Genomic DNA, 25,353 nt, shown 5'->3' with positions numbered 1-25,353 from the left:
TTCGGATGTCTGCACGATGTGGGGTCGGCTTGTGTGGCAGTCGGCTTTGTTGCTATTGGCTTATCTCGATGAGGCTATGACCCAGCAGCTCCTCGACATCGTCGAGGAGCTGCTGGGTCATATAAACGGTCCTGCGACGGAGTTGCTGGAACGGACAGTCGCTGCAGTGGATGCATGCGAGCTGATGGCCGGCGTGACAGATTACGTAGAGACCTTCGACATGCGCCGACGCACCATCATGTACTGGACGTACTGGACTGCCGGGGACTCCGCAATCGAGATGGCGAAATGTTGAAGTTTGCCAACGCCTATCGGGATGCTGGTGTTGTGCTGCCGCACGCCGAGGCTCCGGATCAACTGCTTTTCGTGCTGGAATTGACTGCCACTGTCGACCACGACGTCGGGTGCCGGTTATTCACCGAGCATCGGATTCCGATCGACATGCTGCCGGGCGCCCTATCCGAAGTCAATTCGCTCTATGAATACGTTATTACCGCGGTCTACGAGACCTTGCTGGCAGCAATCAATCAGGAAATCTTCAGGGCGCAGCGCTTGGCGCAAGCCAGCACTCCCGCGGAGGCCGTTGGTTTGCAACGATTGACCTTGAGTGTGCCGCCGAAGCGCAGATAGTAGGGTAGCCTGGATGCGCATGCAGTTACTCAAGATCTTCTGAGACGATATGCTCTACCTTGTGCTGGCGATCGCAGGGATCCCCGGCTGGGGGTGGTATCGTTACGACAAGTTCGGCTTAACCAAACATTTGTCGCAACGTGGTGAATCAAAGTTGTTTTGTTGTCTTTCGATTGACAGTCCGATGTTTCACTTCGGCAGCCTGATGGTGATGATTGGGCCACGTAGTGGGTCTGTTTATTCCGGAGTCTTGGTATTGAGGCGCTTGGGATGAGCGATCACCTTTACCACCTGCAGTCGCTGCTGTTCGGCGCACCAGCCGGCCTTGCTGCTCTGACCGGTATTGCGCTGCTGATCAACCGGCGCCGCACTCGTAGCGCGGTGTTCATGGCCACCACCCGCAGCGACAAGTTGATGTACCTAGTGCTGGTGTGTGCCGCTGGCGGCCGGTCCGGACTGTACTCTGGTAGGCGCTACGCACTATGGCGCGGTGCACGACTGCCGCCAGACAGGGTCGATCTGGTTACGGTCTCTGGACCCGTGCGGTGATCTGATGTCGCAGGCGCCTTGGTATGTTAATAACACGCACACGTGCTACTTTGCCCCACGTTTTGTGGCCTGTACCCGGCTGGTGTACACATTCAGCGAGCCGCTCGGCTATCTGTTTCGGCCTTGTAGTTATTTGGTGTACCGCAGTCGTGAGTTGGTCCAGAAGCACGAATAGCTCAGGTTTGCGCTTTGGGCCCTCTGCGCTGGGCGGCGGTGCGGGCCGTCGAGCGGACCGAGGTGGGGTATTTCCGCATGCGGGGGAGAGCCGGCAATCTGCACCTGCCACAATCACCGACGTGCCATTCCGCAATGTCGCCATTGTCGCGCACGTCGACCACGGCAAAACCACGCTGGTTGACGCGATGCTACGCCAGTCCGGCGCGCTACACGAACGCGGTCAAGTCCAGGAACGCGTGATGGATACCGGTGACTTGGAACGGGAAAAAGGCATCACAATCCTGGCCAAAAACACGGCCGTACATTGTCACAATTCGGACGGTACGGTGACGGTGATCAATGTTATCGACACGCCTGGCCATGCCGACTTCGGCGGTGAAGTGGAACGCGGGCTGTCTATGGTGGATGGGGTGTTGTTGCTGGTCGATGCCTCCGAAGGGCCGCTGCCGCAGACGCGGTTCGTGCTGCGCAAGACGCTGGCTGCGCATTTGCCGGTGATTCTGGTAGTTAACAAGACAGATCGTCCCGACGCACGCATCGCCGAGGTGGTGGAAGCCAGCCACGACCTGTTGCTTGACGTCGCATCCGATCTTGACGAGGAAGCGGCTGCGGCCGCCGAGCGTGCGCTGGGTCTGCCGACGTTGTATGCGTCCGGGCGTGCCGGCATCGCCAGCACCGAGCAGCCTGCTGACGGTGCTGTGCCCACGGGCGACAACCTCGACCCCTTGTTCGACGTGCTGATGGAGCACATCCCGTCGCCGAAGGGTGACCCCGAAGCGCCGTTGCAGGCGTTGGTGACTAACTTGGACGCCTCGGCCTTCCTCGGTCGGCTTGCTTTGGTCCGCATCTATAACGGCAAGCTGCGCAAGGGGCAGCAGGTGGCTTGGATGCGTGAAGTGGACGGGCTGCCTGTCACCACCGACGCCAAGATCACTGAGTTGCTGGTCACCAAAGGTGTCGAGCGCAGCACTACAGAGGAAGCGACGGCAGGGGATATCGTAGCCGTAGCGGGACTGCCCGAGATCATGATCGGTGACACGTTGGCCGATCCCGAGCATGCTCATGCACTACCGCGTATCACCGTAGACGAGCCGGCTATCTCGGTGACGATCGGCACCAATACCTCGCCCCTGGCGGGCAAGGTGTCGGGCCACAAGTTGACTGCGCGGATGGTTCGTGGCCGCCTGGACGCTGAGTTGGTCGGCAACATCTCGATCCGTGTGGTGGACATAGGACGGCCCGATGCGTGGGAGGTGCAGGGCCGAGGTGAGCTTGCGTTGGCAGTGCTTGTTGAGACGATGCGTCGGGAAGGGTTCGAGCTTACGGTCGGCAAGCCGCAGGTGGTCACCCGTACGATCGATGGCAAACTGCACGAACCATTCGAGGTGATGACGATCGACTGTCCCGAGGAGTTCGTCGGCGCGATCACCCAGTTGATGGCCGGCCGTAAGGGCCGCATGGAGGAGATGGCCAACCATGCTGTGGGCTGGGTGCGAATGGACTTCATCGTGCCCAGCCGTGGCTTGATTGGCTTCCGTACCGACTTCCTCACCCTCACACGCGGCACCGGTATTGCTAACGCTGTGTTCGACAGCTATCGGCCGTGGGCCGGTGAGATCCGAGCCAGGGATACGGGGTCGCTGGTTTCCGACCGGCCGGGTACTATTACGCCGTTTGCTCTGCTCCAACTTGCCGATCGGGGTCAGTTCTTCGTGTCGCCTGGCCAGGACACTTACCAAGGTATGGTCGTCGGAATCAACCCTCGTCCGGAAGATCTCGATATCAATGTTACTCGTGAGAAAAAGCTGACCAACATGCGGTCATCGACCGCCAATGTCATCGAGACGTTGACCAAACCGCTCGAGCTGGACCTGGAGCGGGCGATGGAATTCTGCTCGTTCGACGAATGTGTTGAGGTGACCCCTGAGATTGTGCGGGTGCGCAAGATCGAACTGGAATCCAACGCCCGGGCCCGAGGCCGGGCCCGAGCCAAGGTTCGAGGCTAGTGCCAGTGTAGCGCGCTGTGCTAGCACACTGGGTCCGCTGGATCGGTGCTCGATACCCTGAAGGGCGTGCCGAGACGAGCCCGCCGCGTTGTAACGACGATGAGCGTGCTGATTTCGCTGGTAGATCTGATGTTGGTGGCGTGCACTGTCAGCACGCCACCGGCGCCGCAAAGCACCGAAACGCCGCGAAGTTCACTACTGCCGCCGCGGATAACCCAGATCATCATGGGCATCGACTCGATCGGTGCTGGCTTCAACCCGCATCTGCTGTCTGATCTGTCGGCGGTGAACGCGGCGATCAGTGCGCTGGTGTTGCCGAGCGCATTTCGGCCGGCGACCGATCCCAACTCGCCTACCGGCTTACGCTGGGACATGGACCCGACCGTGCTGGTGTCCGCAGATGTCACCAACCAAAATCCGTTCACGGTGACCTACAAGATCCGGCCCGAGGCGCAGTGGACTGACAATGCCCCAATCGCGGCCGACGACTTCTGGTACCTGTGGCGGCAGATGGTCAGTCAGCCTGGCGTTGTCGATCCGGCAGGATATGACCTGATCACTGGTGTGCAGTCACTTGAGGGCGGTAAGCAGGCGGTCGTCACCTTCGCGCAACCCTATCCGGCTTGGCGGGAGTTATTCAGTAATATCCTGCCGGCACACATCGTTAAGGACGTGCCGGGCGGTTTCGCGGCCGGGCTCGCTCGGACGCTGCCGGTCACTGGCGGACAGTTTCGGGTGGAGAACATTGACCCGCAGCGCGACGAAATCCTGATAGCCCGCAATGACCGCTACTGGGGGCCTCCCGCCAAACCCGGGCTCATCCTTTTCCGCCGTGCTGGTGCGCCAGCCACACTGGCCGATTCGGTGCGCAACGGTGATACTCAGCTGGCACAGGTGCATGGCGGCTCCGCCGCCTTTGCCCAGTTGTCCGCAATTCCCGGGGTGCGTACTGCCCGGATTGTGACGCCGCGGGTCATGCAGTTCACGTTGCGTGCCAACGTGCCCAAGTTGGCCGATATCCGGATTCGCAAGGCGATTCTGGGATTGCTTGACGTTGACTTGCTTGCCGCTGTGGGTGCGGGCAGCGACAACACTGTGACGTTGGACCAGGCCCAGACCCGATCACCGAGTGACCCTGGCTATGAACCGACCGCGCCACCGGCGCTGACCACGCCAGCGGCTATGGCGTTGCTGATTGCGTCTGGATTCCAGATCGATCCCATCACGTTGGCTTCGCCGACGCCCAACTCGACAGCATCGGTGAGTACCGGACCGCTGGAAGTCATTCACGGCCGGATCAGCAAGGACGGCGAACAGCTTTCGTTGGTAATTGGCGTCGCGTCGAACGATCCAACGTCAGTGGCCGTGGCTAACACGGCCGCCGACCAGTTGCGTAATGTCGGTATCGCCGCCACGGTGCTGGCGCTAGATCCGGTGGTGCTTTATCGCGACGCGTTGAACGATAACCTGGTGGATGCGATCGTCGGCTGGCATCAGGCCGGTGGAAACCTGGCGACGTTGCTGGCTTCGCGGTACGGCTGCCCCGCATTGCAGGCAACGGAGGTGTCGACCTCCAATACACCGACTGCCAGTTTCGTGGGTCCTGTTGGGCCGATGCAGCCACCGAACAGCCACTCACCCGAGCCCGGCACGCTAGTTCGGGCGCCATCGAATCTCACTGGCATCTGCGATCATAGTATACAGGCGACTATCGATGCCGCTCTCAATGGCAGCAAGAACATCAACGACGTGATCACCGCGGTTGAGCCACGATTGTGGAACATGTCGACCGTGTTGCCGATCTTGCAGGACACCACGATCGTTGTGGCTGGCCCGAGTGTGCAGAACATCAGCCTTTCTGGAGCGGTGCCGATCGGTATCGTCGGCGACGCTGGCCAATGGACCAAAATCGGGTCTTAGAAAAAATCGCGCAAAAACTAGGTCAGTTAGTCTGTGCCGCGGCCGTTGCTACTTTTGGCGGGATGACAGTGTCGACGATGAGCGTCAGCTCGCGTCGGTTCGGCGACAGCCCAGTGAGCAGAAAGTGCTGGTTAATTAACGCGGGCCCGGTCTGGGCGGTTAGTGGAATGGACGTGGCTGGGTCGTGTCGTTGTCGTGAACGGCGACTTGCAGGATCGAATCGACGATGTTCAAACGCGGGGGTCACCACGGCGTCGACGAAGCTGCCCCGCAGCTCGGGTTCGTGAATGAGCTGGCCTGTGATGTCCTGTGATGTTCAGGCCGGGAAAGGCAGTTTTGTTGGCCTAGACGTCAAGGGTGGGCGGTAAACATCACCTGCAGGTTCTTCTTTGCCAACTCGACTGATACACAGTTCGGGCCATGACGGTAGCGCGTGCCGCAGCGCGGCGTGTACCAGGCCATGTTTGCTGGTTCAGCGGTGGTACAACACCACCTTGCCGGTGTGGGCTTGTGCCACGACGCCCTTCGTGGTTAGCTTGCCGTATCCGGCTTTAGCCAGCTCAGCCAACGTCGCTTCTTTAGTAGGGTACGTTCAAGGACTTCGTCTCACTAGCGGCTTCGGCCGACGTTTGGGATCTTTCGGGTGGGCTGGACCATTTTTCGATAGTAACCGCTGGCTTTCCTGTTTGCTGTTGTCGGATGCTGCAGCGCGGAGCACTTGACATCGTCTATATGGGTTAAGTAAGGGATTAGAAGCAATTAAAGTGACTTTCGACGACGTTTAGTGTTCCGGTTAGGGTGCGTCCATGTCTGAGACGCCGCGGCTACTGTTCGTGCATGCCCATCCCGACGATGAGAGCCTCAGCAACGGTGCTACCATCGCACACTACACCTCGCGTGGGGCGCAAGTGCAGGTTGTCACGTGCACACTCGGTGAGGAAGGCGAGGTCATCGGGGACCGCTGGGCGGAGCTCACCGTCGATCATGCGGACCAACTCGGTGGCTACCGAATCTTTGAGCTCACCGAAGCGTTGCGGGCGTTGGGGGTCAGCGCACCCATTTATCTTGGTGGCGCGGGTCGCTGGCGCGACTCGGGCATGCGCGGCACCGCGCCGCGGCGTCGTCAGCGGTTCATCGACGCCGACGAAAACGAGGCCGTCGGGGCCCTGGTTGCGATCATCCGCGAACTGCGTCCACACGTCGTGGTGACATATGATCCCCACGGGGGGTACGGCCATCCCGACCATGTCCACACCCACTTTATTACCGCAGCCGCGGTGGCTTCTTCTGGCGTTGCGGCCGGCCTAGAGGTCGGTGCCGATGAATACCCGGGCAAGCCGTGGAAGGTACCGAAGTTCTACTGGTCCGTCTTCGCCCTCAGCGCATTTGAAGCTGGGATGAACGCGCTGCAGGGCAAAGATTTGCGGCCCGAGTGGACGATCCCGCCGCGTGAAGAGTTCTATTTCGGATATTCAGATAAGGACATAGATGCTGTCGTCGAAGCAACCTCAGATGTATGGGCAGCCAAGACGGCGGCTTTGACGGCACACGCCACCCAAGTCGTCGTTGGCCCGACCGGCCGGGCCTGTGCCTTGTCGAACAACATGGTGATGCCAATTTTCGCACAAGAGCACTATGTTCTCGCCGCCGGCTCCGCGGGAAATCGCGATGAGCGCGGTTGGGAAACTGATTTGCTAGCGGGACTATGTCTGGATGGATTTGATGCGCGGTAAACTGCCAATAAGGTATCTGCGGAAGGAACTGGTTGTGTACCCCGACCTGCAGCATTGGCAGGACCGACTCGACAGTCTGCCGTGGGAAATCGCATCTGTGTTCTGGTATATCGACAGTGTCCCGACTTGACCGAAACCAGTTACGCGCCGCGTCAGGGCCTGTCATGCGCATCGTTGTCCTGGTGCTTTTTGCTGCCGATGGGGTTTTGTCTGCAGTAGTCGGGGCGATGCTGATGCCTCTCTATATCGGTTCTGTTCCGTTTCCCATTAGCGGTCTGATCAGTGGATTGGTCAATGCGGTGCTGGTATGGGCCGCCAGGCTCTGGACGAGGTCACCGTGGTTGGTTGCGTTGCCCTTGTGGGTGTGGCTGCTCACCGTCGGGTTACTCAGCTTAGGTGGTCCTGGCGTTGATGTCGTTTCGGGGCAAAGTGTAATGGCCTCCGGAGCACTGTGGCTGATTTTGTTGGGCGTTTCGCCGCCGGCGTGTGTACTTTGGCGGTGTAATCGCTACGGCTAATGGAATCGGTGTACGGGAGGGGCGGCAGCAGTGGGAGGGAAACTAAGCACCCAGTTGATCTCAGCCTGGATGAATTGATTTGGTCGACGCTGTGGTGACTGCCCAGAAATTACTCAGCCCTTGACTGAAGGTGATTGTTCCGCCTAGCCAGTCGATTGTGCTGAACAAGACGCTTTGCGCCATGGGCTCGAACAGGTAGTATAAAAAGTTGATTTGCGGTGCCAAGATGTCGATCCAGGGTACCCAACTCACCACGTAAGACAGCAGATTGACACCGTACTGCACCCATGGTCCAACACCAAGGTATGAGGTTATCGATCGCGTTGCCGATAGATCCAGTTGCCGTGGGCACTGCCGCAGCGTTGGTCAGATTCACCGGCTTTAGCAGGACGTTCCCGGCAGCGGCGGGGCCACTAGCACCGCCGGTAGATCGGTGTCCCGGCACGCTGGTGCCAGTGTGGTGCGCGGCTAACTCCGCTAGGGAAACTGAAGTTGGCGTTGCTGGTCAACCCGACCTCTGCGTTGCCTAATAGGAGGTTCTCGATGCGTTCCGCGACGTTGGACCAGAGGCTGCTGGCCACCGTGTGATCGTCGCTGCCGAGCAACGGGTGCCCTAGCAGCAGCTCAGTGGGTCTGTTCACCGAATTTACCAGCGTTTGTTTGCACGGCGTTGGCCTCGGCCGTCGCATATGTGCGGGCACTGGTGCTCACGGCCTGCACGAATTGCTCATGAAACGCGGCCAACTGCGCTCTCAGCCGCCGATATCCCTGTGTATACTGAGAGAATAGCGCGGCTATCTGCGTCGATGCCTGATCTGCGGCGGCCAGTATTCCGGTTCTCGGGGCTGTCGCTGCGGCGTGGGCAGCGCTGAACGTGGAACCCATACCTGCTAAGTCCGATGTAGCAGTAAGCAGTGCATTTGGCGCGGTGAATACAGAAAGACATCCCGTATCCCCCGTGCGTTCGCAGCAGCGCGGCTATCGCCTAAGTAGTGCCTGATTGACTGAATTGTATCGCGATCTCCGGCTGTTTAGCGGAGATATTCGCGAAACGGTTAGCTGAGCGCTCGTTGCGCGGCGATGACAGCGGGATACTCGACCGCGTGCCAGCTGTGGCTTGGCGCTAGTGTTGCGAATATGTTTGGGACGTCGTGGATGGAATTTGATTGTGGGGAAGTTACACCAAAGTGTCGCTGATTGAAAGCCAGGAGCCCATCGCTCTTTCTCGCCCTGTCGTTCCACCCAAGCCTAATACGTCGGCGCTGCGGCGGGTATTGCGCCGAGCTCGAGACGGTTTCGCGCTGAATATCGATGAGGCGGTCGTTGCGATGACCGCACGTGGTGAGGATCTGGCTGACCTTTGTGCCAGTGCTGCTCGGGTACGCGACGTAGGTCTCGAAACGGCTGGGCGACGCGGTGCAGACGGCCGGTTGCCGATTACCTATTCGAGGAAGGTGTTCATCCCCGTCACCCATCTGTGCCGCGACAGCTGCCACTACTGCACTTTCGTCACCGCCCCAGACATGCTGCGTACCCAAGGTGCTGGGATGTACTTGGAACCCAACGAAATTCTCAATCTAGCTCGTCGTGGGAGTGAACTTGGTTGCAAGGAGGCACTATTCACCCTCGGTGACCGGCCTGAGGATCGCTGGGCGCAAGCTCGTGACTGGCTCGCTGAACGGGGTTATGATTCCACGTTGTCCTATTTGCGGGCGATGGCGATTCGCGTGTTGGAGGAGACCGGCCTATTGCCGCATTTGAATCCTGGCGTGATGAGTTGGTCTGAGCTGTCGCGGCTCAAACCGGTGGCGCCTTCGATGGGTATGATGCTGGAGACGACGTCACGACGATTATTCGAAACAAAAGGCCTCGCGCACTACGGCAGTCTGGACAAAGATCCGACGGTGCGGTTGCGGGTGCTGACTGATGCGGGTCGGTTGTCCATACCGTTCACCACCGGTCTGCTGGTCGGCATCGGCGAGACGTTGGCCGAGCGTGCCGATACGTTGCACGAGATCCGCAAGTCGAACAAGGAGTTCGGCCATGTCCAGGAAGTAATCGTGCAGAATTTCCGGGCCAAGGAACACACTGCGATGGCTGCGGTTCCGGATGCCAGGATCGAGGATTACCTAGCAACCGTGGCTGTTGCTCGGCTGGTACTGGGTCCAGCTATGCGTATTCAGGCGCCGCCGAACCTGGTGTCGCGCGAGGAGTGTCTCGCGTTGGTTACTGCCGGTGTTGACGACTGGGGCGGTGTCTCACCACTGACACCCGACCATGTCAATCCGGAACGACCCTGGCCTGCTTTGCATGAATTGGCTGCTGTCACAGCGGAGGCCGGTTATACCCTGGTGCAGCGGTTGACTGCCCAACCTAAATACGTGCAGGCAGGTGCCGCATGGATCGACCCACGAGTGCGGGGTCATGTTGTGGCACTGGCTGATCCGGTGACCGGCTTGGCTCGCGATGTCAATCCGGTCGGCATGCCCTGGCAGGAGCCCGACGATGTGGAGTCCGCCGGTCGGATGGATATCAATACAGCGATCGACACCGAGGGCCGCAACACCGAAGCCCGTAGCGACCTCGACAGCGCATTCGGTGATTGGGAATCAATCCGTGCCCACGTGCACGAGTTGGCCGACTGCGCCCCGGAGCGCATCGATACCGATGTGCTCGCTGCACTTCGCTCAGCTGAGCGTGATCCCGCCGGTTGCACTGACGACGAGTATCTGGCGTTGGCCACCGCCGACGGTCCTGCACTGGAAGCTGTTACTGCACTTGCAGATTCGTTGCGCCGGGATGTGGTCGGTGATGATGTGACGTTCGTGGTGAATCGTAACATTAACTTCACCAATATCTGTTACACCGGCTGTCGGTTCTGTGCGTTCGCCCAACGCAAGGGTGACACCGATGCCTACTCGTTGTCTAGAGAGGAGGTCGCTGAACGCGCATGGGAGGCACACGTCCAGGGTGCCACCGAGGTATGTATGCAGGGTGGTATCGACCCCGAGCTACCGGTCACTGGCTACGTCGATCTGGTGCGCGCCGTCAAAACCCGGGTCCCTTCGATGCATGTGCACGCGTTTTCCCCGATGGAGATCGCCAACGGTGTGGCCAAGAGTGGTTTTAGTATTCGTGAGTGGCTGATCAGTTTGCGTGAGGCTGGCTTGGATACCATTCCCGGCACCGCCGCCGAAATCCTGGATGATGAAGTGCGCTGGGTACTAACTAAGGGCAAGTTGCCGACGTCGATGTGGATCGAGATCGTCACCACGGCCCATGAGGTGGGTTTACGCTCTTCGTCGACCATGATGTACGGCCATGTCGACGGGCCACGCCACTGGGTGGCTCACCTACAAGTCCTGCGCGATATCCAGGATCGCACCGGTGGCTTCACCGAATTTGTGCCATTGCCTTTCGTGCACCAGAATTCGCCGTTGTACCTGGCCGGAGCAGCTCGTCCGGGGCCCACCCATCGTGACAACCGTGCCGTTCATGCCCTGGCGCGAATTATGCTGCACGGCCGTATCTCTCACATTCAAACTAGCTGGGTGAAGCTTGGCGTGGAGCGCACGCAGGCAATGCTTAACGGGGGCGCCAACGACCTAGGAGGCACGTTGATGGAGGAGACCATCTCGCGGATGGCCGGTTCTGAATACGGTTCCGCCAAGACCGTCGCCGAGTTGATAGCGATCGCGGAGGGCATCGGCCGCACCGCCCGCCAGCGCACCACCACCTACGCCCTGCGAGGGGCTTAAATCTTTTATCCGCGAGGGCGGGTGTTCTCTTCTCCCGCAAGCGGGAGGTGTCCCAGTCTAGTGGCGTGACGTGAATACGATACTTGGCACAACCTTTGTCGTGACGTGGGAGAACACCATCTGCTAAGCGGTTACTGAGCGGCTCATGTAGTTGTTGCAGATGTCAGTTATCTGCTCAAACAGGTCGAAGTATTGCGCAGCCCCGGCATAATTCTTATCTGCTGCTATCTGCGCGTGTTGCGCTGGCGGAGCGACCAGGAACTGATGCAAATAGTTCTGCGCCATTGAGTATGAATAAGTTTAATTGTGCGATAGCACCCGGATCCGGCGGGTTGAGCGACAGCACTTGCCCGTAATTACAGCGCGTGTGTTGCAGTGGATCTGCGGATGCAAATCTTAAGCCGTAGTGGCTAGCGCTACTCTGCCCAGAGTAACAGCTATTTGGCTAAAGACCTAACCATGTGGGCACCTTCCCCAGTTATTGCATCGCCAACAAGACGGCTACGGGCATCTCCCCAGTGGCTGCCGTCTGCGATCACGGCTACCAACTCCCCCCGTGACTTACTTCCGATGCAAGAAATGTCGGCGACCACGCTCCGGACGTGATTATCTGTAGTTCGGTGGCCTGCTGACTTGGTTTGTGGTCAGCGAAATGGGCCCTCACGCCCGAGCCGGGCCGCCAGCTCTGTGCTATGCATGATGGCGCGCTTTGCGTCCGGCTCCGCGGCAAAGGCCGCTCCGCCGGTGATGTTTAGGTCGATATCTGCAGTTCTTAGTGCATTTTCCAGATCGCGGACCGACTCCTGGTACGCCCAGAGCACCACATTGTCAACTGCGAGCAGTCGTGGGCGCTGCCGGTTCGGTCTGAAATATGGATGTGCAGACCGTCGTCGGTGAATCCGATCGTAATTCACTCCGGAGAGTTGGGGAACGCCTTTGGTCTTTAACAATGCTCGGTGCATCCATCCGCTGGTTTTGCCGAACTGTTTGCCCTGTGGAACTTTGCTGCGTTGCAGCAGGTCTACTTGATGAGCGGGCTGTGCGGGCGCCGGGGTGGTCAGCGCGCCGTGTGGTTTTTGGAGATCCGCGAAGTCCATTCGGCTTTCCACGCTTTGAGGTCTTTAGAGTCTCGGGTAGGTGATTGTTCGGTAACCAGGAGTTCGCTGATGTCGAAGCCGGTGCTTCCGGCCCCGACCTACCGCCACGGTTCGTTCGACCGGCTTGCTGCTCATAATCGCTTCGGCGTAGGTCATTAACATCGGGTGGGTAAATGCTAGGGATGGCCGGAATGCGTGGTGCCAATCCAGTAGCCAGTACGACAATTTCGTACCCCGTTACGTCGATCGCCGACACCCGAATACCCAGCCGCACCACTACACCGTGTTTTTCCAGCATCGTTGTGCAGTAGCGGATGGTCTCGTTAAATTCTTCGTTGTCGGGACTGCGGCGGGCCATGTCGAACTGGCCGCTGATGAAATCATTGGCCTTGATATAATATTATCTGGTGCCCGCGCTGGGTGATGATCACCGCTGCGCCCAGTTCGGCCGGACCGGTCTCGATGACGGCCACTGAGTGGGTGCGCCGGGCCGGGGACAGCATTAGTTGCATCTTGCGCTCGGCTCGGGGGCAGGACACCATTTTTTGCGAATGCGTGGACGAGGCAAGTCTGATTGCAGGCGAGGCAGGTATTGATTTTCTCGGAACGGTCCGTCGCGCTCTTGCGTACCCACTCCGGGTCGCTCAGCAACGGTTGGGCCATCGAATCAGGCTGCACCGGGTCTCTCGGCTCCGATCTGGTCGGAGGCTTACGGCATGCTAATACATGTTGGATGCCACCACCGGGATGCTGACGTGGTCGGGCGACAGCGTCGCTGATACCAATGAAGGCGTTGTTAGGCACCTAAGTGATGATCCTTCGGTGCCCGGGCCTCGTGCCAACCGAAGTCGGAGTTGATCATGGTCGCGCCTGCGGTCTGCACTTCGGTCGTCAACGCGATGATCTCGTCTCAGCTTTTACAGTCCTCGACGTAGTTGACCATGACATCCGGTAACAAGTGATGCAATCGGGGTCGACGACAGCACGGGGGCGGAGCACGATCTCGACCGGGAGCGAGCTGCGGTTGGCCGGTGCGCCACTCCAAAGAATTCGGTGCGTTTGTTGGTGCGCGGTGCTAGAAACTGGTTGACCAGGCATCCTCCGATGCCCATGATTTCGACTCCATCATAGCTGGCTTCGCGAGCCAGTTAAGTGCAGCGGGCAAAATCGGCGATCGTTGCTTCGATGCCCCGAGACGACAGCGCTCGTGGCCGGAACGGGTTGATTGACGACACGCTGACTGAAAGTGGATGGTAGGCGTAACGTTCTGCGTGTAGGATCTGCAACAGGATTTCGACGCCCGGTTCGTTGGACGTGTATGGTGACACGACGATGCCGTCGGGCTTGTGGGAAGGAAACCATTTCCGATGCGAATGGCAGCAGCAAGCCGGTGCGGTTCGGTGCGTTGCCTCCCGGTAATGATCTGTCAGAGCCCTCCATGTACGTGTTTGGTGAAGTATGCGACGAGTCGATCGATATGGTGAATTCGGTCTTCCCGTCCGGCATACATCGGCCCCATGACCACCCGATTGCGCAACATAGTAAAGCCAACGGCCAACCGAGATAACAAGGTTCAAGACTGGGTAGGGATTCCACTGCGGGGAGAGTTTTTTAGTCATGGCGTCCGTTGGAGTCCTCCGGAGGCTCTTGAAGTGCCTGAATAACCTTGTCGAACCGATCGATCATGTTGTTTTTCAGCTCGGATGTCGCTGAGTGGTTTGACGGCCACCCGGGATCCATCTCAGCCCTGTCTCTATTGACGTCGGGTTGGCTGGGCCGGGTGACTTTTGTGGCGTGTATCCAGCGATCAAATCGGTGCGCCAGTTCGTATCCTAGGCTAGCCGTGCTCGCACAGCTAGCCTAGGATCGCGTGGGACAGCGCTACTCGGGCAGTATAAATCGTAACGCACGGTGCTGTGTAACTACGACCCTAGACTTCTAGGAATTGTGACGATTGTGCCCAGTAGTTGACGTGTATGTGCAACGTCTAGTATCAGTAACCGAACGCTTTGTCCGGGAAAGTGGCTTGCACGTGCCGTGGCGAGGCGAATAAGCAACCCACACCAAACAGTACACGGAGGAGACGTCTGTGACGTACGTGATAGCCGAACCCTGTGTCGACATCAAAGACAAGGCGTGCATTGAGGAGTGCCCGGTCGATTGCATCTACGAGGGCGCCCGGATGCTGTACATCCACCCTGACGAATGCGTCGACTGTGGGGCGTGCGAACCGGTCTGCCCGGTCGAAGCGATCTATTACGAAGACGACGTGCCCGAACAGTGGAGCCATTACACGCAGATCAACGTCGATTTCTTTGTTGAGTTGGGATCGCCGGGCGGCGCGGCAAAGGTCGGTATGGCTGAGAATGATCCGCAAGTGATCAAGAACCTCGCGCCGCAGGGCGAAGGCGATTGAGTCGGACGGCGTTGGAGAAGCTAGCAGGGAGGGGTGCGTGTCCCCCTTTGGGCGAGTGTCGGCTACCTTGCCGGTGTTTCCCTGGGATACCTTGGCCGATGCGAAAGCCGTCGCCGAGAGTCATCCCGACGGTATTGTCGACCTGTCCGTTGGCACCCCGGTCGATCCCGTAGCGCCGCTGATTCAAGAAGCTCTTGCTGCCGCGAGCTCCGTAGCGGGATATCCCACTACGGCCGGCACTGCGCGGCTGCGTGAGGCGGCCGTGGCAGCGTTGGACCGCCGCTACGGCATCACCGGACTCACTGAGGCGGCCGTGCTACCTGTGATTGGCACCAAGGAACTGATCGCCTGGTTGCCGACCCTGCTGGGCCTGCGCGCCGGCGACGTGGTTGTGGTGCCGGAACTGGCGTATCCGACATATAATGTTGGCGCCCGGTTGGCCGGAGCACGGGTGCTGCGTGCGGATTCGTTGACCCAGCTGGGCCTGCAGTCCCCGGCGCTGTTCTACCTCAACTCTCCGAGCAACCCGACCGGCCAAGTACTCGCCGTGAACCACTTGCGCAAGATGGTGGGATGGGCGCGCAATCGTGGTGTCGTGGTGGTTTCTGACGAGTGCTACCTGGGTTTAGGTTGGGACGCCGAGCCGTTCTCGGTGTTGCACCCTTTGGTTTGTGACGGCAACCATACTGGGCTGCTGGCGGTGCACTCGCTGTCAAAGAGCTCGTCGTTGGCCGGATATCGGGCGGGTTTTGTTGCTGGAGATCCGGACTTGGTTGCTGAGCTGCTGGCGGTACGCAAACACGCCGGGATGATGGTGCCGACTCCGGTGCAGGCGGCCATGGTCGCCGCCCTTGGGGACGACGCTCACGAACGCGAGCAGCGAGACCGCTACGCTCGTCGAAGGGATGTTTTGTTGCCCGCGGTCGTATCAGCCGGTTTTACCGTTGATCATTCCGAGGCCGGCTTGTACCTGTGGGCCAGCCGTGGTGAGCCTTGTCGGGATAGCGTTGAGTGGTTCGCCCAGCGTGGAATCCTGGTGGCGCTCGGCGAATTCTACGGCCCCGGTGGTTGTCAGCATGTGAGGGTGGCTCTGACCGCCAGCGATGAGCGGATCGCTGCCGTCGTCGCGCGGCTCAGCTAGATCACCGGAGCAACGCCGTGATGTTTGCCTCGTCGATCTGTCTTTAGTGCTGTTGACGTTTCGGTTTGAATTTGAAAGAGCCTGGGAGCAAACGGTAAAGTGCATTAAAGCTATGTCGTCATCCTCAACCGTGGGGTAAGGAATGTGGTCGTGACATCTTCGGTTGGCAAGCTGCGCATCCTGCTGTCGTTTGGTGACATAGCCGAGTTTATCGCCCTGGGCAAGTCACTAATCACCGAGGACTTGAGGTCCATGAAATGGTCTAACAAGTTGTGCTTGAGTAACTTTCACCTACTGGAGCAGATCGCAGCGGCCTCCTTGCTGATCGACTATGTGGTCCAGAGTGTGTGGTACACGTGACGGCCGGGACGGTTGCGGTGGTGCCGGCGATCCCCGTGTTGGGTTTCTACAGCCTGGACATCATCGTCTGTTATGGCGCTGCTGATCTCCTAAAGCGCGTTTGCACGGCCTCCGCGAAATGTGGACGCTGTTCGCGGTGGCTACTTATGCGTCCATCTTCATGGAAGCCTTGGCAATCATGGTCGGCGTCATCCGCGAATATAGTACAGGGAATTACTGACATACTATCCGTATCAGCTGGTCGGACCGGTGCCGGGGCAGCAGGGAAGCGGGCTGGTGATGGGCGCGACGATCCTGACCGTGTTGCGTGCGTTCGCTAACGGGGGTTCGTAACTGGCCGGTGTTGAGGCGATCTCGAATACGACTGATTTCTGCCGAAAACCGCAGGGCTTCAACGCGAGTTGCGTTCTCACTGTCATGTATGCGGTGCTTGGATTCTTGCTGGCTGATGTTGTGTGCCTGGCGTTTGTTACCCACGCAACACCGTATGTCGATGAACATCCATTGGTTTTGTCTCAGGTTATTCGCGTGGTCTTTAACAACGGGGTAATCGCCAACTTCTTCTATGGCCTCTTCCAGGTGGTATGGGCTGCCATTTTGTTCACCAGTGCAAACACCAGTTTTACCGGATTCTCGGCGATGGTCATTTGGTGGTTATTTTTTGCTGGTTTGGTTTGGGTGGTGTTGTGGTGGGCTGGTGGGGTGTGGGTGGTTGATCTGCGCTAGAAGGTTGCCGTATGTGCCGCCGACGGCCGGATCATCGATGCACTGTTCACTAACACGATACTGCTGCACCCGGCGGCATGCCTGCTTGCTGGCTGAGGGCCGGTCAACAAGCCGCCGACACCGATACCAGCGGCAGAAATGGTGCAAGGGATAACATCAGGTGCGAATAGTTATACCGTGCACGGGGACGTGCCTGTTCAGGTGCGGCCACATTGACCACGCCGACACCTCAAGGCCATGACATGCACACTAAAACGCCCCTACCCCGCGGCGCTAACAACTATCCTCACACTCACGCCTGCATCGATATCGCCTTCAGCACAGCCCAGGTGCCCAGCCCCTGGCATCATCAACATGTAGACCAAGCAGCACCCACCACCGACATGCTTACGTGCGCCGCGCTAATCGTGTCCACTGCGGCAAAGCACACGAAGCCTCATCGAAAGCAGGCAGTCAGCCACCCACCAACAAAAACCCCGCAACACAGCAAAACACGTCAACAGGATTCCGGGCTGCCCCCCACGACTACCGAACATATCGGCCAGTCATAAAACGCAAAAACAGCCATTTCACCCACCACCTATGAAACACCCACAACACAGCAACAAACGATTTAGTCAGCACTGTCGAACATGCGAGCGCGTAGTGCGCGCTTCACCGCAGCCTGGCCCTCCAGCACCAGCCGGCGCAAGGCTGGTGGTACTTTTGACTCCGGGGCGGTTAGGAACTCCTCAGCAGCGGCGATACCCACGTCGCTGATGTCCCAGTGGGGATACAGGCCGATCACCACCGTTTGCGCTACTTCGCTGGATCGCCGTGTCCAGACACCGGGTATCGCGGCGAAGTAGCGCGCGGTGAACGGCTTGAGTAGCTCACCTTGTCCTGGTGCGACAATGCCCGCGATTATTGCCCGGCCTGCAGCGTTAGTCAGGGTGTCATCTTCGACCACCGTAGTGAACGCCTTGTCCTTAATGTCGGACTGCGGCCGTGCTGCTGCGGCCTGAGCGCCGTGGCGCTTGCCGGCGGCCGTCGGGTCACGTTGCATCTCGGCGTCGATCCATGGTGTCTGCGGCCCATTGGCATCGAGAGTCCCGGCGGTGGCGAGTGCGGTTACGATGCGCCAGCGCAGATCGGTATCGACCTGCACGCCAGGCAATCCCAGCTCGGTGGGGTCATCGTTGAGCAGGGCAGCCAATGTCTGCACATGCCGGGGCGACAGCACCGATGAGCACAGCGTGTTGATGAAAGCGAGCTGGTGATCCGACCCGGATACTGCGGCGCGCGCCAATTCCAAGATCCGGTCGGCGAACTGCGGCCAGCCGTAATCACGCGCCCAGTCTGGATCGGCATATGAGCCCAGCGCCGTTTGCGCCTGCAGTAGCAGCCGCTGTGCCACCCCGACCTCGGTTTCGGCATGCAAGGCACCTGAAACCAGCGCCACGAAGTCGCGGGCACGCAATTCGGCCTCGCGGGTCATTTCCCAGGCTGTTGACCACACCAGGGTGCGTGGCAGTGGTTCGGCGATGTCGGCGATGCTCTGTAGCGCGGTTTGCAGCGACTGGGCATCTAGCCGCAGTGAGCAGTAGGTCAGGTCGTCATCATTGACAAGAATCAGCTTGCCCTGCGAAATGCCAACCAGTGCAGGTACTTCCGTTTCTGTACCCTCGACGTCGAGTTCTTCCCGATGCACCCGCACCAGTTTGTCGGCTTCCCCGCAGTTATCGTAGATTCCGACCGCCAGCCGGTGCACCCGAGTCTCACCCGCACCCGGTTCGGCGCCGCTTTGCATCACCGAGAACCGGGTAAATTTGCCATCGGCGTCGACGTCGAAATCTGGCCTTAGCATGTTGATCCCAGTGGTTTTCAGCCACTGTTGACTCCAGTGTGACAAGTCGCGTCCGGAGGCGTTTTCCAGTGCGACAAGCAGATCGTCAAAAGTGGCATTGGCGAATGCGTGTTTGCGGAAGTAGTCGCGCAGCCCGGCCAGGAATTGCTCTAACCCAACGTACGCAACGAGCTGCTTCAATACGGAAGCGCCTTTAGCGTAAGTGATGCCGTCAAAGTTTACCTCGACTGCAGCCAGGTCTGGGATGTCGGCGACGATCGGGTGCGTGGATGGCAGTTGGTCCTGGCAGTAAGCCCACGACTTTTCCACAGTGGCGAACGTCGTCCACGCTTCGGTAAATTCGGTGGCTTCGCTTTGACACAGCACCGATGCAAAGGTTGCGAAAGACTCGTTCAGCCACAAGTCGTCCCACCAGGTCATGGTGACCAAATTGCCGAACCACATGTGTGCCATCTCGTGTAGTACCGTCTCGGTGCGCCGTTCATAGGAAGCACGGGTGACTTTGCTGCGGAAGACGTAGTCCTCGAGGAACGTCACCGCGCCGGCGTTTTCCATTGCTCCGGCATTGAACTCGGGGACGAAGAGCTGATCGTATTTGCCGAACGCGTACGGTAGGCCAAAGTGCTTGTGGTAAAAATTAAATCCCTTCTTAGTCTGTGTGAATAATCGCTCGGCGTCCATGAATTGTGCCAGCGAGGCTCGGCAGTAGATGCCCAGCGGGATTTCACCGTGTTCGTCGCGGTAACTGGCGTACCAAGCAGCGTATGGCCCGGCGATCAACGCCACCAGATAGGTGCTCATACGTGGGGTGGTGGCGAAGGTGTGTGTCCCCTCGGTGATGTTGATGCACACGCTATTGGAGATCACCTTCCAGTTCTTGCATGCGGTCACCTCTACCTCGAAGGTGGCCTTGAGGTCAGGTTGGTCGAAGCAGGCGAACATCCTTTTGGCGTCAGCTGTTTCGAATTGCGAGTACAAGTAGATCTCGTCGTCTACGGGGTCGACGAAGCGATGTAGGCCCTCGCCGGTGTTGGAGTAGCGGCAGTCGGCGTCGACGACGACAACGTTGCGATCGGCCAGTCCAGGTAACGGGATACCGGTCGATTCGTCGTATTCGGAGACGTCGAGTTCGTGGTCGTTGAGGGTGGCACTGCGCACGGCATCGGCAGCAATGTCGATTACGGTGTCGGCGCCGGCTAGTGCGTCAAACACCACCGTGGTGATGGAGCGGAACGTGCGGTCGCTAGGGGCGTTGTCGGGGCCGTCGGTGAGATCGAGGTTGATCTGGTAGCTGTCGACGGTGATCAGGGCGGAGCGTTCGACAGCCTGGTCCCGGGTGAGGTTTGGAAGGGCCACGCGTCCAACTTAGAGCCTGTCGGTACGCGAGCCGGGTGCCGGTACCTTTGGGTGGGAACAGCCGCGCGGCAACTACGTTTGTACTGAAAAGTTTTCCGACTGTCTCTGAACTCTCTGGAGAGGACTGCGCCATGCCCGAGAAGGCGTCTGTCAAGTATCAAGCCGATTTATGGTTCGACCCGCTATGCCCGTGGTGCTGGATCACTTCGCGCTGGATCCTTGAGGTGGAGAAGGTTCGCGATGTCGAGGTGCACTTTCACGTGATGAGTCTGGCGATACTTAACGAAAACCGCGAAGATCTGACGGAAAACTATCTCGAAAATATAACGAAGGCATGGGGACCGGCGCGGGTGGTGATCGCTGCTGAACAGGCTAATGGTGCCAGTGTGCTGGACCCCTTGTACACTGCGATGGGTATCCGGATTCACAACGAGGACAACAAAAACCTCGACGAGGTCATCAAGAGATCGCTTGCCGACACTGGTCTGCCAGCGGAGCTGGCCGCGGCAGCTCAAAGTAACGCCTACGACGACGCGCTGCGTGAGAGTCACCACGCCGGCATGGACCCGGTTGGCGACGATGTCGGCACACCGACTGTGCACGTCAACGGTGTGGCGTTCTTCGGGCCGGTATTGTCGAAAATCCCGCGCGGTGAGGAGGCCGGCAAGCTCTGGGACGCCTCGCTGACTTTGGCGGCTTACCCACACTTTTTTGAGCTCAAGCGGACCCGAACCGAACCGCCGCAGTTCGCCTAGAACAGGCGGCTCGGCGAGCGTCGTAACCGCGTCGGGCACAATGTCGGGCATGCGTGTCTACCTGGGGGCCGATCACGCCGGCTACGAGCTCAAGCGGCAGATTATCGAGCATCTGAAACAATCCGGTCATCAGCCGATCGACTGTGGCGCCTTTAGTTACGATGTCGACGATGAATATCCGGCGTTTTGCATCACTGCCGCGACGCGCACGGTGGCCGATCCAGGTAGCCTCGGTATCGTGCTTGGGGGGTCGGGCAACGGCGAGCAGATCGCGGCCAACAAGGTTGTCGGCGCACGGTGCGCGCTGGCGTGGAGCGTCGAGACCGCGAGGCTGGCGCGTGAACACAACAACGCGCAGTTGATCGGTATTGGCGGCCGCATGCACACCGTCGCTGAGGCGCTGACTATTGTCGACGCTTTCGTGACCACACCGTGGTCGGAAGCGCAGCGCCACCAACGGCGTATCGATATCCTCGCCGAATTCGAACGTACGCACCAAGCGCCGCCGGTGCCCGGCGCTCAGGCCTGAGGTTCACCGGTGCCCGGAAGGCATCCTTAGCACCGGCTGGCCTGGTTGCATCAGCGTCGATTCTCTGGTGCACCCGTCGTGGTGTTCAACTCGCCAACTGCGATTCGCTAGTTTGGCGGCCGCGGTGGACGGTCGAGTGGTAGCGCAGGCCAACTTGGAGCAAGTATCTGTTTTATCACTACGTCAATGGTCCGATAGGGCATGTGTGTCTTGGTCTCTATAGGCATCTTCACCGAATGGACTCGCTCTAGCGATGTATCGCTGTTCGTAACAGGTCGGACAGGTACGGATGTGGATGGTCGGTGCTGACTGCGGCACCGACTTGGGCGGCTCGACAGTATGCCGGTTGTTCGACGAAGGCCAGGTCGGAGACGTCGTCGCAAGGTTTGGACTCGATCACCTACGTGGCGATGCCAACCCCTGGTGGGCGTGGGCCCGGGTTACAAAGTCGTGTAAACTTGTTAATACACTCTTGATGGAGCAAACCGTTATCGGCCGGGTTCGGGTGGGGCATGTATCCACAGCCAATTGTTGTTCCGCCACCGCATCGACCTGCTCCAGATCGACCGAGGAGATCGGTCAGACAGCGTTCGATGCAGAGTGGGCCGATCTGGTGGCACTGAAGATAAAATGTGTTTGCGCCGTGGCAAAATCTTCGTGATTTACCCGAGTACGATCGCAGTCTGCTGTCCTACCTGCCAGAGCGGCCCCGTACGTCTAGCCGGTGCACCGGTGAGGGGCTCTACCGGGTTGGTGTGGGGGAAAGATCTGTACTGCACGATGCTAGAGGGTCGTAATGTGTTTTGGCGCCCTCAGTGCCAGACGTGAATGGCCAGGACAAAGATCAACTTCGCTGAATCCGCGGGTGGAGACCGGGTTGGCCCAGTCGTCGGTAATTTTAGACTACCTAGAGTTCGTCGTTGTTGACCTCAAGCGCCGCCTAGACCTGGTTACTAAGGGCGAGGTTGCGTGGGTCTGCGTTGGCCTCGGTGGTGTCGAAGCGATTCATCACATACGCTTAGCCGATTCGGTGTTCCAAATCGACAAACCCGAATGAACCGCCTGTGCCGCCGTGGCCGAAAATCTCCGGATTGGGTCCGTTGCTGCCACGCTGGTTGAGCATGTAGCCCAAATTCCATACGTGATCGGGGGAGACCCGCGGGCCGAGCACCGGATCGGTGTCGAAGCCACTTTGGGACACCCGGACGAGGTTCGCGTGGCTCGAGGTCCATGTGGCTGGGACTGAGCAGCTTCTCCTGGGTGAGTGTGTTGTAGTTTAAAGTCGCCAACCCCAGCGCCGACGCATGTCTGTTGATGGTGGGAAATTCGATCTTTCACCACCGCTCCGATGCCTTGAAGCCGAGTTAGTTGTCGGGCATACAAGGGGCACGAACCCGATCGAGACGGACAGCCCTGCTTTCGGGTGTTAGGCCAGCATGACGGTATAGTCGGATACCTTGACGCCGCACACCATCATGCGGATTTGGGGAGTGGTTCATCAGATCGGCACAGTGGTGATGCTCACCGGCAGGGAAGCCAATATGCACATCGATGCCTAAAGGTTCGGCAATCTCGGTGAGTAAATTAGTGAGGTATTATACGGCCGGTGACCCGGTGAGTCACCTCACCGAGGAGGACATTGAAGCGGACTGCGTGGTAACTCTGGGCGGTTGCTGGCTAGTCACCACGGTTCGGCAGTTCGCTGCACGCCGATAAGGCTTCCAATCGCTACTTGCCCTCAAGTGAACCGTTTGCGCGACCCAATTGCGCCGGAGCGGTGGCTCATCACCATGGCCAGCGTGGCTGGCTTCCTTGCCAGCCCGAACTCTGGCCAGTAGCGTCTTGGTGCCGGAGAGCACGACGGATAGTGTCTCCTGCTGCCACGGCAGGGTACCGGCGGTGTCGGCGGAGCTGCCCAGAGGTGGACGACAAGATCTCCGTCGACCCACACCGCTACAGCCGTGCCGACTTGGCTATGCAGCGCAAAGTTGTGCTCGAACGCATCTTGTACGCCGACCGAAGTCCGACGCGCATGATCTTTTGATGACTTCGCTCATGGTGCCTTTCTGTTGAGCAAAACAGTCAACCTGAGCGGGCGACGGGAATCGAACCCGTGTAGCTAGTTTGGAGGACTAGGGCTCTACCATTGAGCTACGCCCGCGTGTATCAGTCGAAGGCGACTGTACGTGGTGGCAGGCATAAAACTCTAATCGGAGTTGTTCTGCGACCGCTCCGTGACGCAAATAGGTCGTTGCAAAAGCCGTTGCTGTCGGGCCGTAAGATCGCGTGGTCAGCGCGGGGTGTAGCGCAGCTTGGTAGCGCATCCGCTTTGGGAGCGGAAGGCCGCAGGTTCAAATCCTGTCACCCCGACCAATCGCCAGGGACGACCACCGAGGAGCACGCCCGTGAAAAGCAGTGTCGAGCAGTTGAACCCTACTCGGGTGCGTATCAACGTGGAAGTACCTTTTACAGAGCTTGAGCCGGATTTTCAGCGGGCCTACAAAGAGCTGGCCAGACATGTGCAGCTGCCCGGTTTCCGGCCCGGGAAAGTTCCTGCGCGATTGCTGGAGGCCCGTTTTGGTCGGGAGACGCTGCTCGATCAGGTCGTCAACGAAGCCATGCCCAGTCGGTACGGGCAGGCGCTGGCGGAGTCTGAGGTCCAACCGATCGGCCAGCCCGAAATAGAGGTGATCAGAAAGGAGTACGGTCAGGATCTGGCTTTCACCGTCGAAGTTGAGGTACGCCCCAAGATCGCACTTCCGGATTTCAGCACATTGAAGGTTGTTGTGGATCCGGTCGAGGTCAGCACCGATGATGTCGAGGCAGAGTTGCGGTCGTTGCGTGCCAGGTTCGGCACTCTGATCGGCGTGGACCGACCTGTGGCGCTCGGTGACTTTGTCTCGATTGATTTGTCGGCCACCATCAATGGCGAGAAGGTGCCGAACGCCGATGCGGAGGGGCTGTCTCATGAGGTCGGCTACGGCCGGCTTATCGCAGGTCTCGACGATGCGCTCGTCGGTTTGTCCGCTGGTGAGTCGCGAGTCTTCACCACCCAGTTAGCGACCAGCAAACACGCCGGGCAAGACGCAGAGGTCATCGTCACCGTCAAGTCGGTCAAGGAACGCGAATTGCCGGAGCCGGATGACGAATTCGCGCAACTGGTCAGCGAGTTCGACACCATGGCAGAACTACGGGCCAATCTCGGGGATCAGGTCCGTAAGGCTAAGTACGCCCAGCAAGCGGAGAAAATCCGTGACGCGGCTGTGGACGCTTTGCTCGAGCGGGTAGATGTGCCATTGCCGGAAGGGATTGTGCAAGCCCAGTTCAATAATGCCCTGCATGACGCGCTCAGCGGCCTGGGCCACGACGAAGCCAAGTTCGCCGAGGTGCTCGCTGAGCGTGGGTCGTCGCGCGAGGAGTTCGAGGCTGAAGCGCGTAGCGCTGCCGAGAGAGATGTCACGAGGCAACTGCTGTTGGATGTAGTGGCTGACGACCAGAAGATCCAGGTGGGTCAGGATGACCTGAACGAACGCTTGCTCGCCACGTCTCAGCAATACGGCGTCGACGCACAGCAGCTGTTTGGCTTCTTGCGGGAAAACAACCGGTTATCGTCCTTGGTTACTGACGCGCGGCGCAGGCTGGCGGTCGCAGCTGTGGTCGAGGCGGCTACGTTCACCGATAGTGACGGAAACACGATAGACACCAGTGAATTTTTCGGTAAGCATGCCCAAAGCGATAAGGCCGACCAGAAGACCGAAGAAGCAGATCCGAACAGTGATGCCATCGATGAAGAGGTCGACGAGGCCGCGGAATGACAATGACTGGGTTATGACGCT

22 protein-coding genes, 2 tRNA genes and 4 pseudogenes are annotated in these 25,353 nt (G+C 59.1%); 18 read left to right on the top strand and 10 right to left on the bottom strand.

From position 1 onward, the window contains the following. The first annotated feature begins 16 nt into the window (after positions 1 to 16). The 6 genes and pseudogenes from narJ (at position 17) to ML_RS07580 (ending at position 5,282) form a co-directional block, all read left to right on the top strand. Positions 17 to 630: pseudogene (narJ, locus tag ML_RS07595) on the top strand (nitrate reductase molybdenum cofactor assembly chaperone). 49 nt (positions 631 to 679) lie between these two features. Continuing rightward, positions 680 to 904: a respiratory nitrate reductase subunit gamma gene (locus ML_RS19065; RefSeq protein WP_368730479.1), complete on the top strand. Its 225-nt coding sequence runs from the start codon at positions 680 to 682 to the stop codon at positions 902 to 904. Beyond that, positions 901 to 1,179, top strand: coding sequence for a respiratory nitrate reductase subunit gamma (locus ML_RS19060; RefSeq protein ID WP_368730480.1), 279 nt, complete (start codon positions 901 to 903; stop codon positions 1,177 to 1,179). Before ML_RS19065 ends, ML_RS19060 begins: the two co-directional genes overlap by 4 nt. Then, positions 1,064 to 1,354 carry a respiratory nitrate reductase subunit gamma gene (locus ML_RS19055; RefSeq protein ID WP_414085479.1) on the top strand — a complete coding sequence of 97 codons (291 nt, stop codon included), beginning with the start codon at positions 1,064 to 1,066 and terminating at the stop codon, positions 1,352 to 1,354. The genes ML_RS19060 and ML_RS19055 overlap by 116 nt, the downstream gene beginning before the upstream one ends. Positions 1,355 to 1,475: 121 nt before the next feature. Continuing rightward, on the top strand, positions 1,476 to 3,362 hold the full coding sequence (typA, locus tag ML_RS07585) for a translational GTPase TypA (RefSeq protein ID WP_010908373.1): 1,887 nt from the start codon (positions 1,476 to 1,478) through the stop codon (positions 3,360 to 3,362). Positions 3,363 to 3,461: 99 nt separating this feature from the next. Beyond that, positions 3,462 to 5,282, top strand: a complete 1,821-nt coding sequence (locus ML_RS07580) for an ABC transporter family substrate-binding protein (protein WP_162618330.1) — start codon at positions 3,462 to 3,464, stop codon at positions 5,280 to 5,282. Between the two features lie 22 nt (positions 5,283 to 5,304). Here the strand turns inward: ML_RS07580 and ML_RS19050 are convergent. Beyond that, positions 5,305 to 5,885 (bottom strand): annotated as a pseudogene (locus tag ML_RS19050) (TetR/AcrR family transcriptional regulator); the annotation flags it as partial. A gap of 203 nt (positions 5,886 to 6,088) precedes the next feature. Here ML_RS19050 and mshB point away from each other — a divergent pair. Further along, entirely contained in the window at positions 6,089 to 7,015 is a 927-nt protein-coding gene (gene mshB / locus ML_RS07570) for an N-acetyl-1-D-myo-inositol-2-amino-2-deoxy-alpha-D-glucopyranoside deacetylase (RefSeq protein WP_010908371.1), read from the top strand. Between the two features lie 164 nt (positions 7,016 to 7,179). Then, complete coding sequence (locus ML_RS07565) at positions 7,180 to 7,533, top strand: hypothetical protein (protein ID WP_010908370.1); 354 nt, start codon at positions 7,180 to 7,182, stop codon at positions 7,531 to 7,533. A 413-nt stretch (positions 7,534 to 7,946) separates the two neighbouring features. On the opposite strand, the gene ML_RS14020 is transcribed toward ML_RS07565, so the two are convergent. Together ML_RS14020 and ML_RS14015 are read right to left on the bottom strand one after the other, a co-directional pair. After that, positions 7,947 to 8,174 (bottom strand): hypothetical protein, encoded by a 228-nt coding sequence (locus ML_RS14020; RefSeq protein WP_165443161.1) that lies wholly within the window; start codon positions 8,172 to 8,174, stop codon positions 7,947 to 7,949. Further along, entirely contained in the window at positions 8,158 to 8,418 is a 261-nt protein-coding gene (locus ML_RS14015; protein ID WP_269147005.1) for a PE family protein, read from the bottom strand. Before ML_RS14015 ends, ML_RS14020 begins: the two co-directional genes overlap by 17 nt. Positions 8,419 to 8,699: 281 nt before the next feature. On the opposite strand from ML_RS14015, the gene ML_RS07555 reads away from it, so the two are divergent. Then, the gene (locus ML_RS07555; RefSeq protein ID WP_010908369.1) at positions 8,700 to 11,291 is read left to right on the top strand and encodes a bifunctional FO biosynthesis protein CofGH; all 2,592 of its coding nucleotides are present in this window, start codon (positions 8,700 to 8,702) and stop codon (positions 11,289 to 11,291) included. A gap of 123 nt (positions 11,292 to 11,414) precedes the next feature. Here the strand turns inward: ML_RS07555 and ML_RS15965 are convergent, their stop codons facing one another. From ML_RS15965 to ML_RS19035, 4 genes are all read right to left on the bottom strand, one after another. Beyond that, positions 11,415 to 11,576, bottom strand: a complete 162-nt coding sequence (locus ML_RS15965; RefSeq protein WP_156511923.1) for a hypothetical protein — start codon at positions 11,574 to 11,576, stop codon at positions 11,415 to 11,417. A gap of 359 nt (positions 11,577 to 11,935) precedes the next feature. Continuing rightward, a complete protein-coding gene (locus ML_RS19045) occupies positions 11,936 to 12,400 on the bottom strand; it encodes a hypothetical protein (RefSeq protein WP_414085478.1) in 465 nt (154 codons plus the stop codon). A 368-nt stretch (positions 12,401 to 12,768) separates the two neighbouring features. After that, complete coding sequence (locus ML_RS19040) at positions 12,769 to 12,891, bottom strand: hypothetical protein (RefSeq protein WP_414085477.1); 123 nt, start codon at positions 12,889 to 12,891, stop codon at positions 12,769 to 12,771. A 414-nt stretch (positions 12,892 to 13,305) separates the two neighbouring features. Further along, a complete protein-coding gene (locus tag ML_RS19035) occupies positions 13,306 to 13,500 on the bottom strand; it encodes a hypothetical protein (RefSeq protein ID WP_414085476.1) in 195 nt (64 codons plus the stop codon). A gap of 977 nt (positions 13,501 to 14,477) precedes the next feature. Here ML_RS19035 and fdxA point away from each other — a divergent pair. The 4 genes from fdxA to ML_RS19025 all read left to right on the top strand — a co-directional run bounded on the left by fdxA (position 14,478) and on the right by ML_RS19025 (position 17,031). Next, complete coding sequence (gene fdxA, locus ML_RS07545) at positions 14,478 to 14,804, top strand: ferredoxin (RefSeq protein ID WP_010908368.1); 327 nt, start codon at positions 14,478 to 14,480, stop codon at positions 14,802 to 14,804. A 55-nt stretch (positions 14,805 to 14,859) separates the two neighbouring features. After that, a complete protein-coding gene (gene dapC / locus ML_RS07540) occupies positions 14,860 to 15,945 on the top strand; it encodes a succinyldiaminopimelate transaminase (RefSeq protein WP_162618329.1) in 1,086 nt (361 codons plus the stop codon). 150 nt (positions 15,946 to 16,095) lie between these two features. Beyond that, positions 16,096 to 16,305, top strand: a complete 210-nt coding sequence (locus tag ML_RS19030; RefSeq protein WP_145985186.1) for a hypothetical protein — start codon at positions 16,096 to 16,098, stop codon at positions 16,303 to 16,305. A 417-nt stretch (positions 16,306 to 16,722) separates the two neighbouring features. Further along, positions 16,723 to 17,031: a hypothetical protein gene (locus ML_RS19025; RefSeq protein ID WP_041322816.1), complete on the top strand. Its 309-nt coding sequence runs from the start codon at positions 16,723 to 16,725 to the stop codon at positions 17,029 to 17,031. Between the two features lie 613 nt (positions 17,032 to 17,644). Here ML_RS19025 and pepN read toward each other — a convergent pair. Further along, a complete protein-coding gene (gene pepN / locus ML_RS07520; protein ID WP_010908366.1) occupies positions 17,645 to 20,233 on the bottom strand; it encodes an aminopeptidase N in 2,589 nt (862 codons plus the stop codon). Positions 20,234 to 20,364: 131 nt separating this feature from the next. Here pepN and ML_RS07515 point away from each other — a divergent pair, with 131 nt between their 5' ends. The 3 genes and pseudogenes from ML_RS07515 to ML_RS19020 all read left to right on the top strand — a co-directional run bounded on the left by ML_RS07515 (position 20,365) and on the right by ML_RS19020 (position 22,345). Beyond that, on the top strand, positions 20,365 to 20,988 hold the full coding sequence (locus ML_RS07515) for a mycothiol-dependent nitroreductase Rv2466c family protein (protein WP_010908365.1): 624 nt from the start codon (positions 20,365 to 20,367) through the stop codon (positions 20,986 to 20,988). Positions 20,989 to 21,037: 49 nt separating this feature from the next. Further along, positions 21,038 to 21,517, top strand: a complete 480-nt coding sequence (locus ML_RS07510) for a ribose-5-phosphate isomerase (protein WP_041323860.1) — start codon at positions 21,038 to 21,040, stop codon at positions 21,515 to 21,517. 36 nt (positions 21,518 to 21,553) lie between these two features. After that, a pseudogene (locus tag ML_RS19020) lies at positions 21,554 to 22,345 on the top strand (Fpg/Nei family DNA glycosylase). A 112-nt stretch (positions 22,346 to 22,457) separates the two neighbouring features. On the opposite strand, the pseudogene ML_RS15955 reads toward ML_RS19020, so the two are convergent. Both ML_RS15955 and ML_RS07495 read right to left on the bottom strand, forming a co-directional pair. Next, positions 22,458 to 23,574: pseudogene (locus ML_RS15955) on the bottom strand (serine hydrolase domain-containing protein). A gap of 33 nt (positions 23,575 to 23,607) precedes the next feature. Next, positions 23,608 to 23,678 (bottom strand) — tRNA-Gly (locus ML_RS07495). A 135-nt stretch (positions 23,679 to 23,813) separates the two neighbouring features. Here ML_RS07495 and ML_RS07490 point away from each other — a divergent pair. Together ML_RS07490 and tig are read left to right on the top strand one after the other, a co-directional pair. Next, positions 23,814 to 23,890, top strand: a tRNA-Pro gene (locus ML_RS07490). 32 nt (positions 23,891 to 23,922) lie between these two features. After that, a complete protein-coding gene (gene tig / locus ML_RS07485) occupies positions 23,923 to 25,332 on the top strand; it encodes a trigger factor (RefSeq protein WP_010908363.1) in 1,410 nt (469 codons plus the stop codon). Positions 25,333 to 25,353 lie beyond the last annotated feature (21 nt).

The sequence above is a fragment of the Mycobacterium leprae TN genome, from assembly GCF_000195855.1.
GTDB lineage: Bacteria > Actinomycetota > Actinomycetes > Mycobacteriales > Mycobacteriaceae > Mycobacterium > Mycobacterium leprae.
Note: the sequence above shows the minus strand (reverse complement) of the source record. Positions and strands in the feature narration are given on the sequence as shown.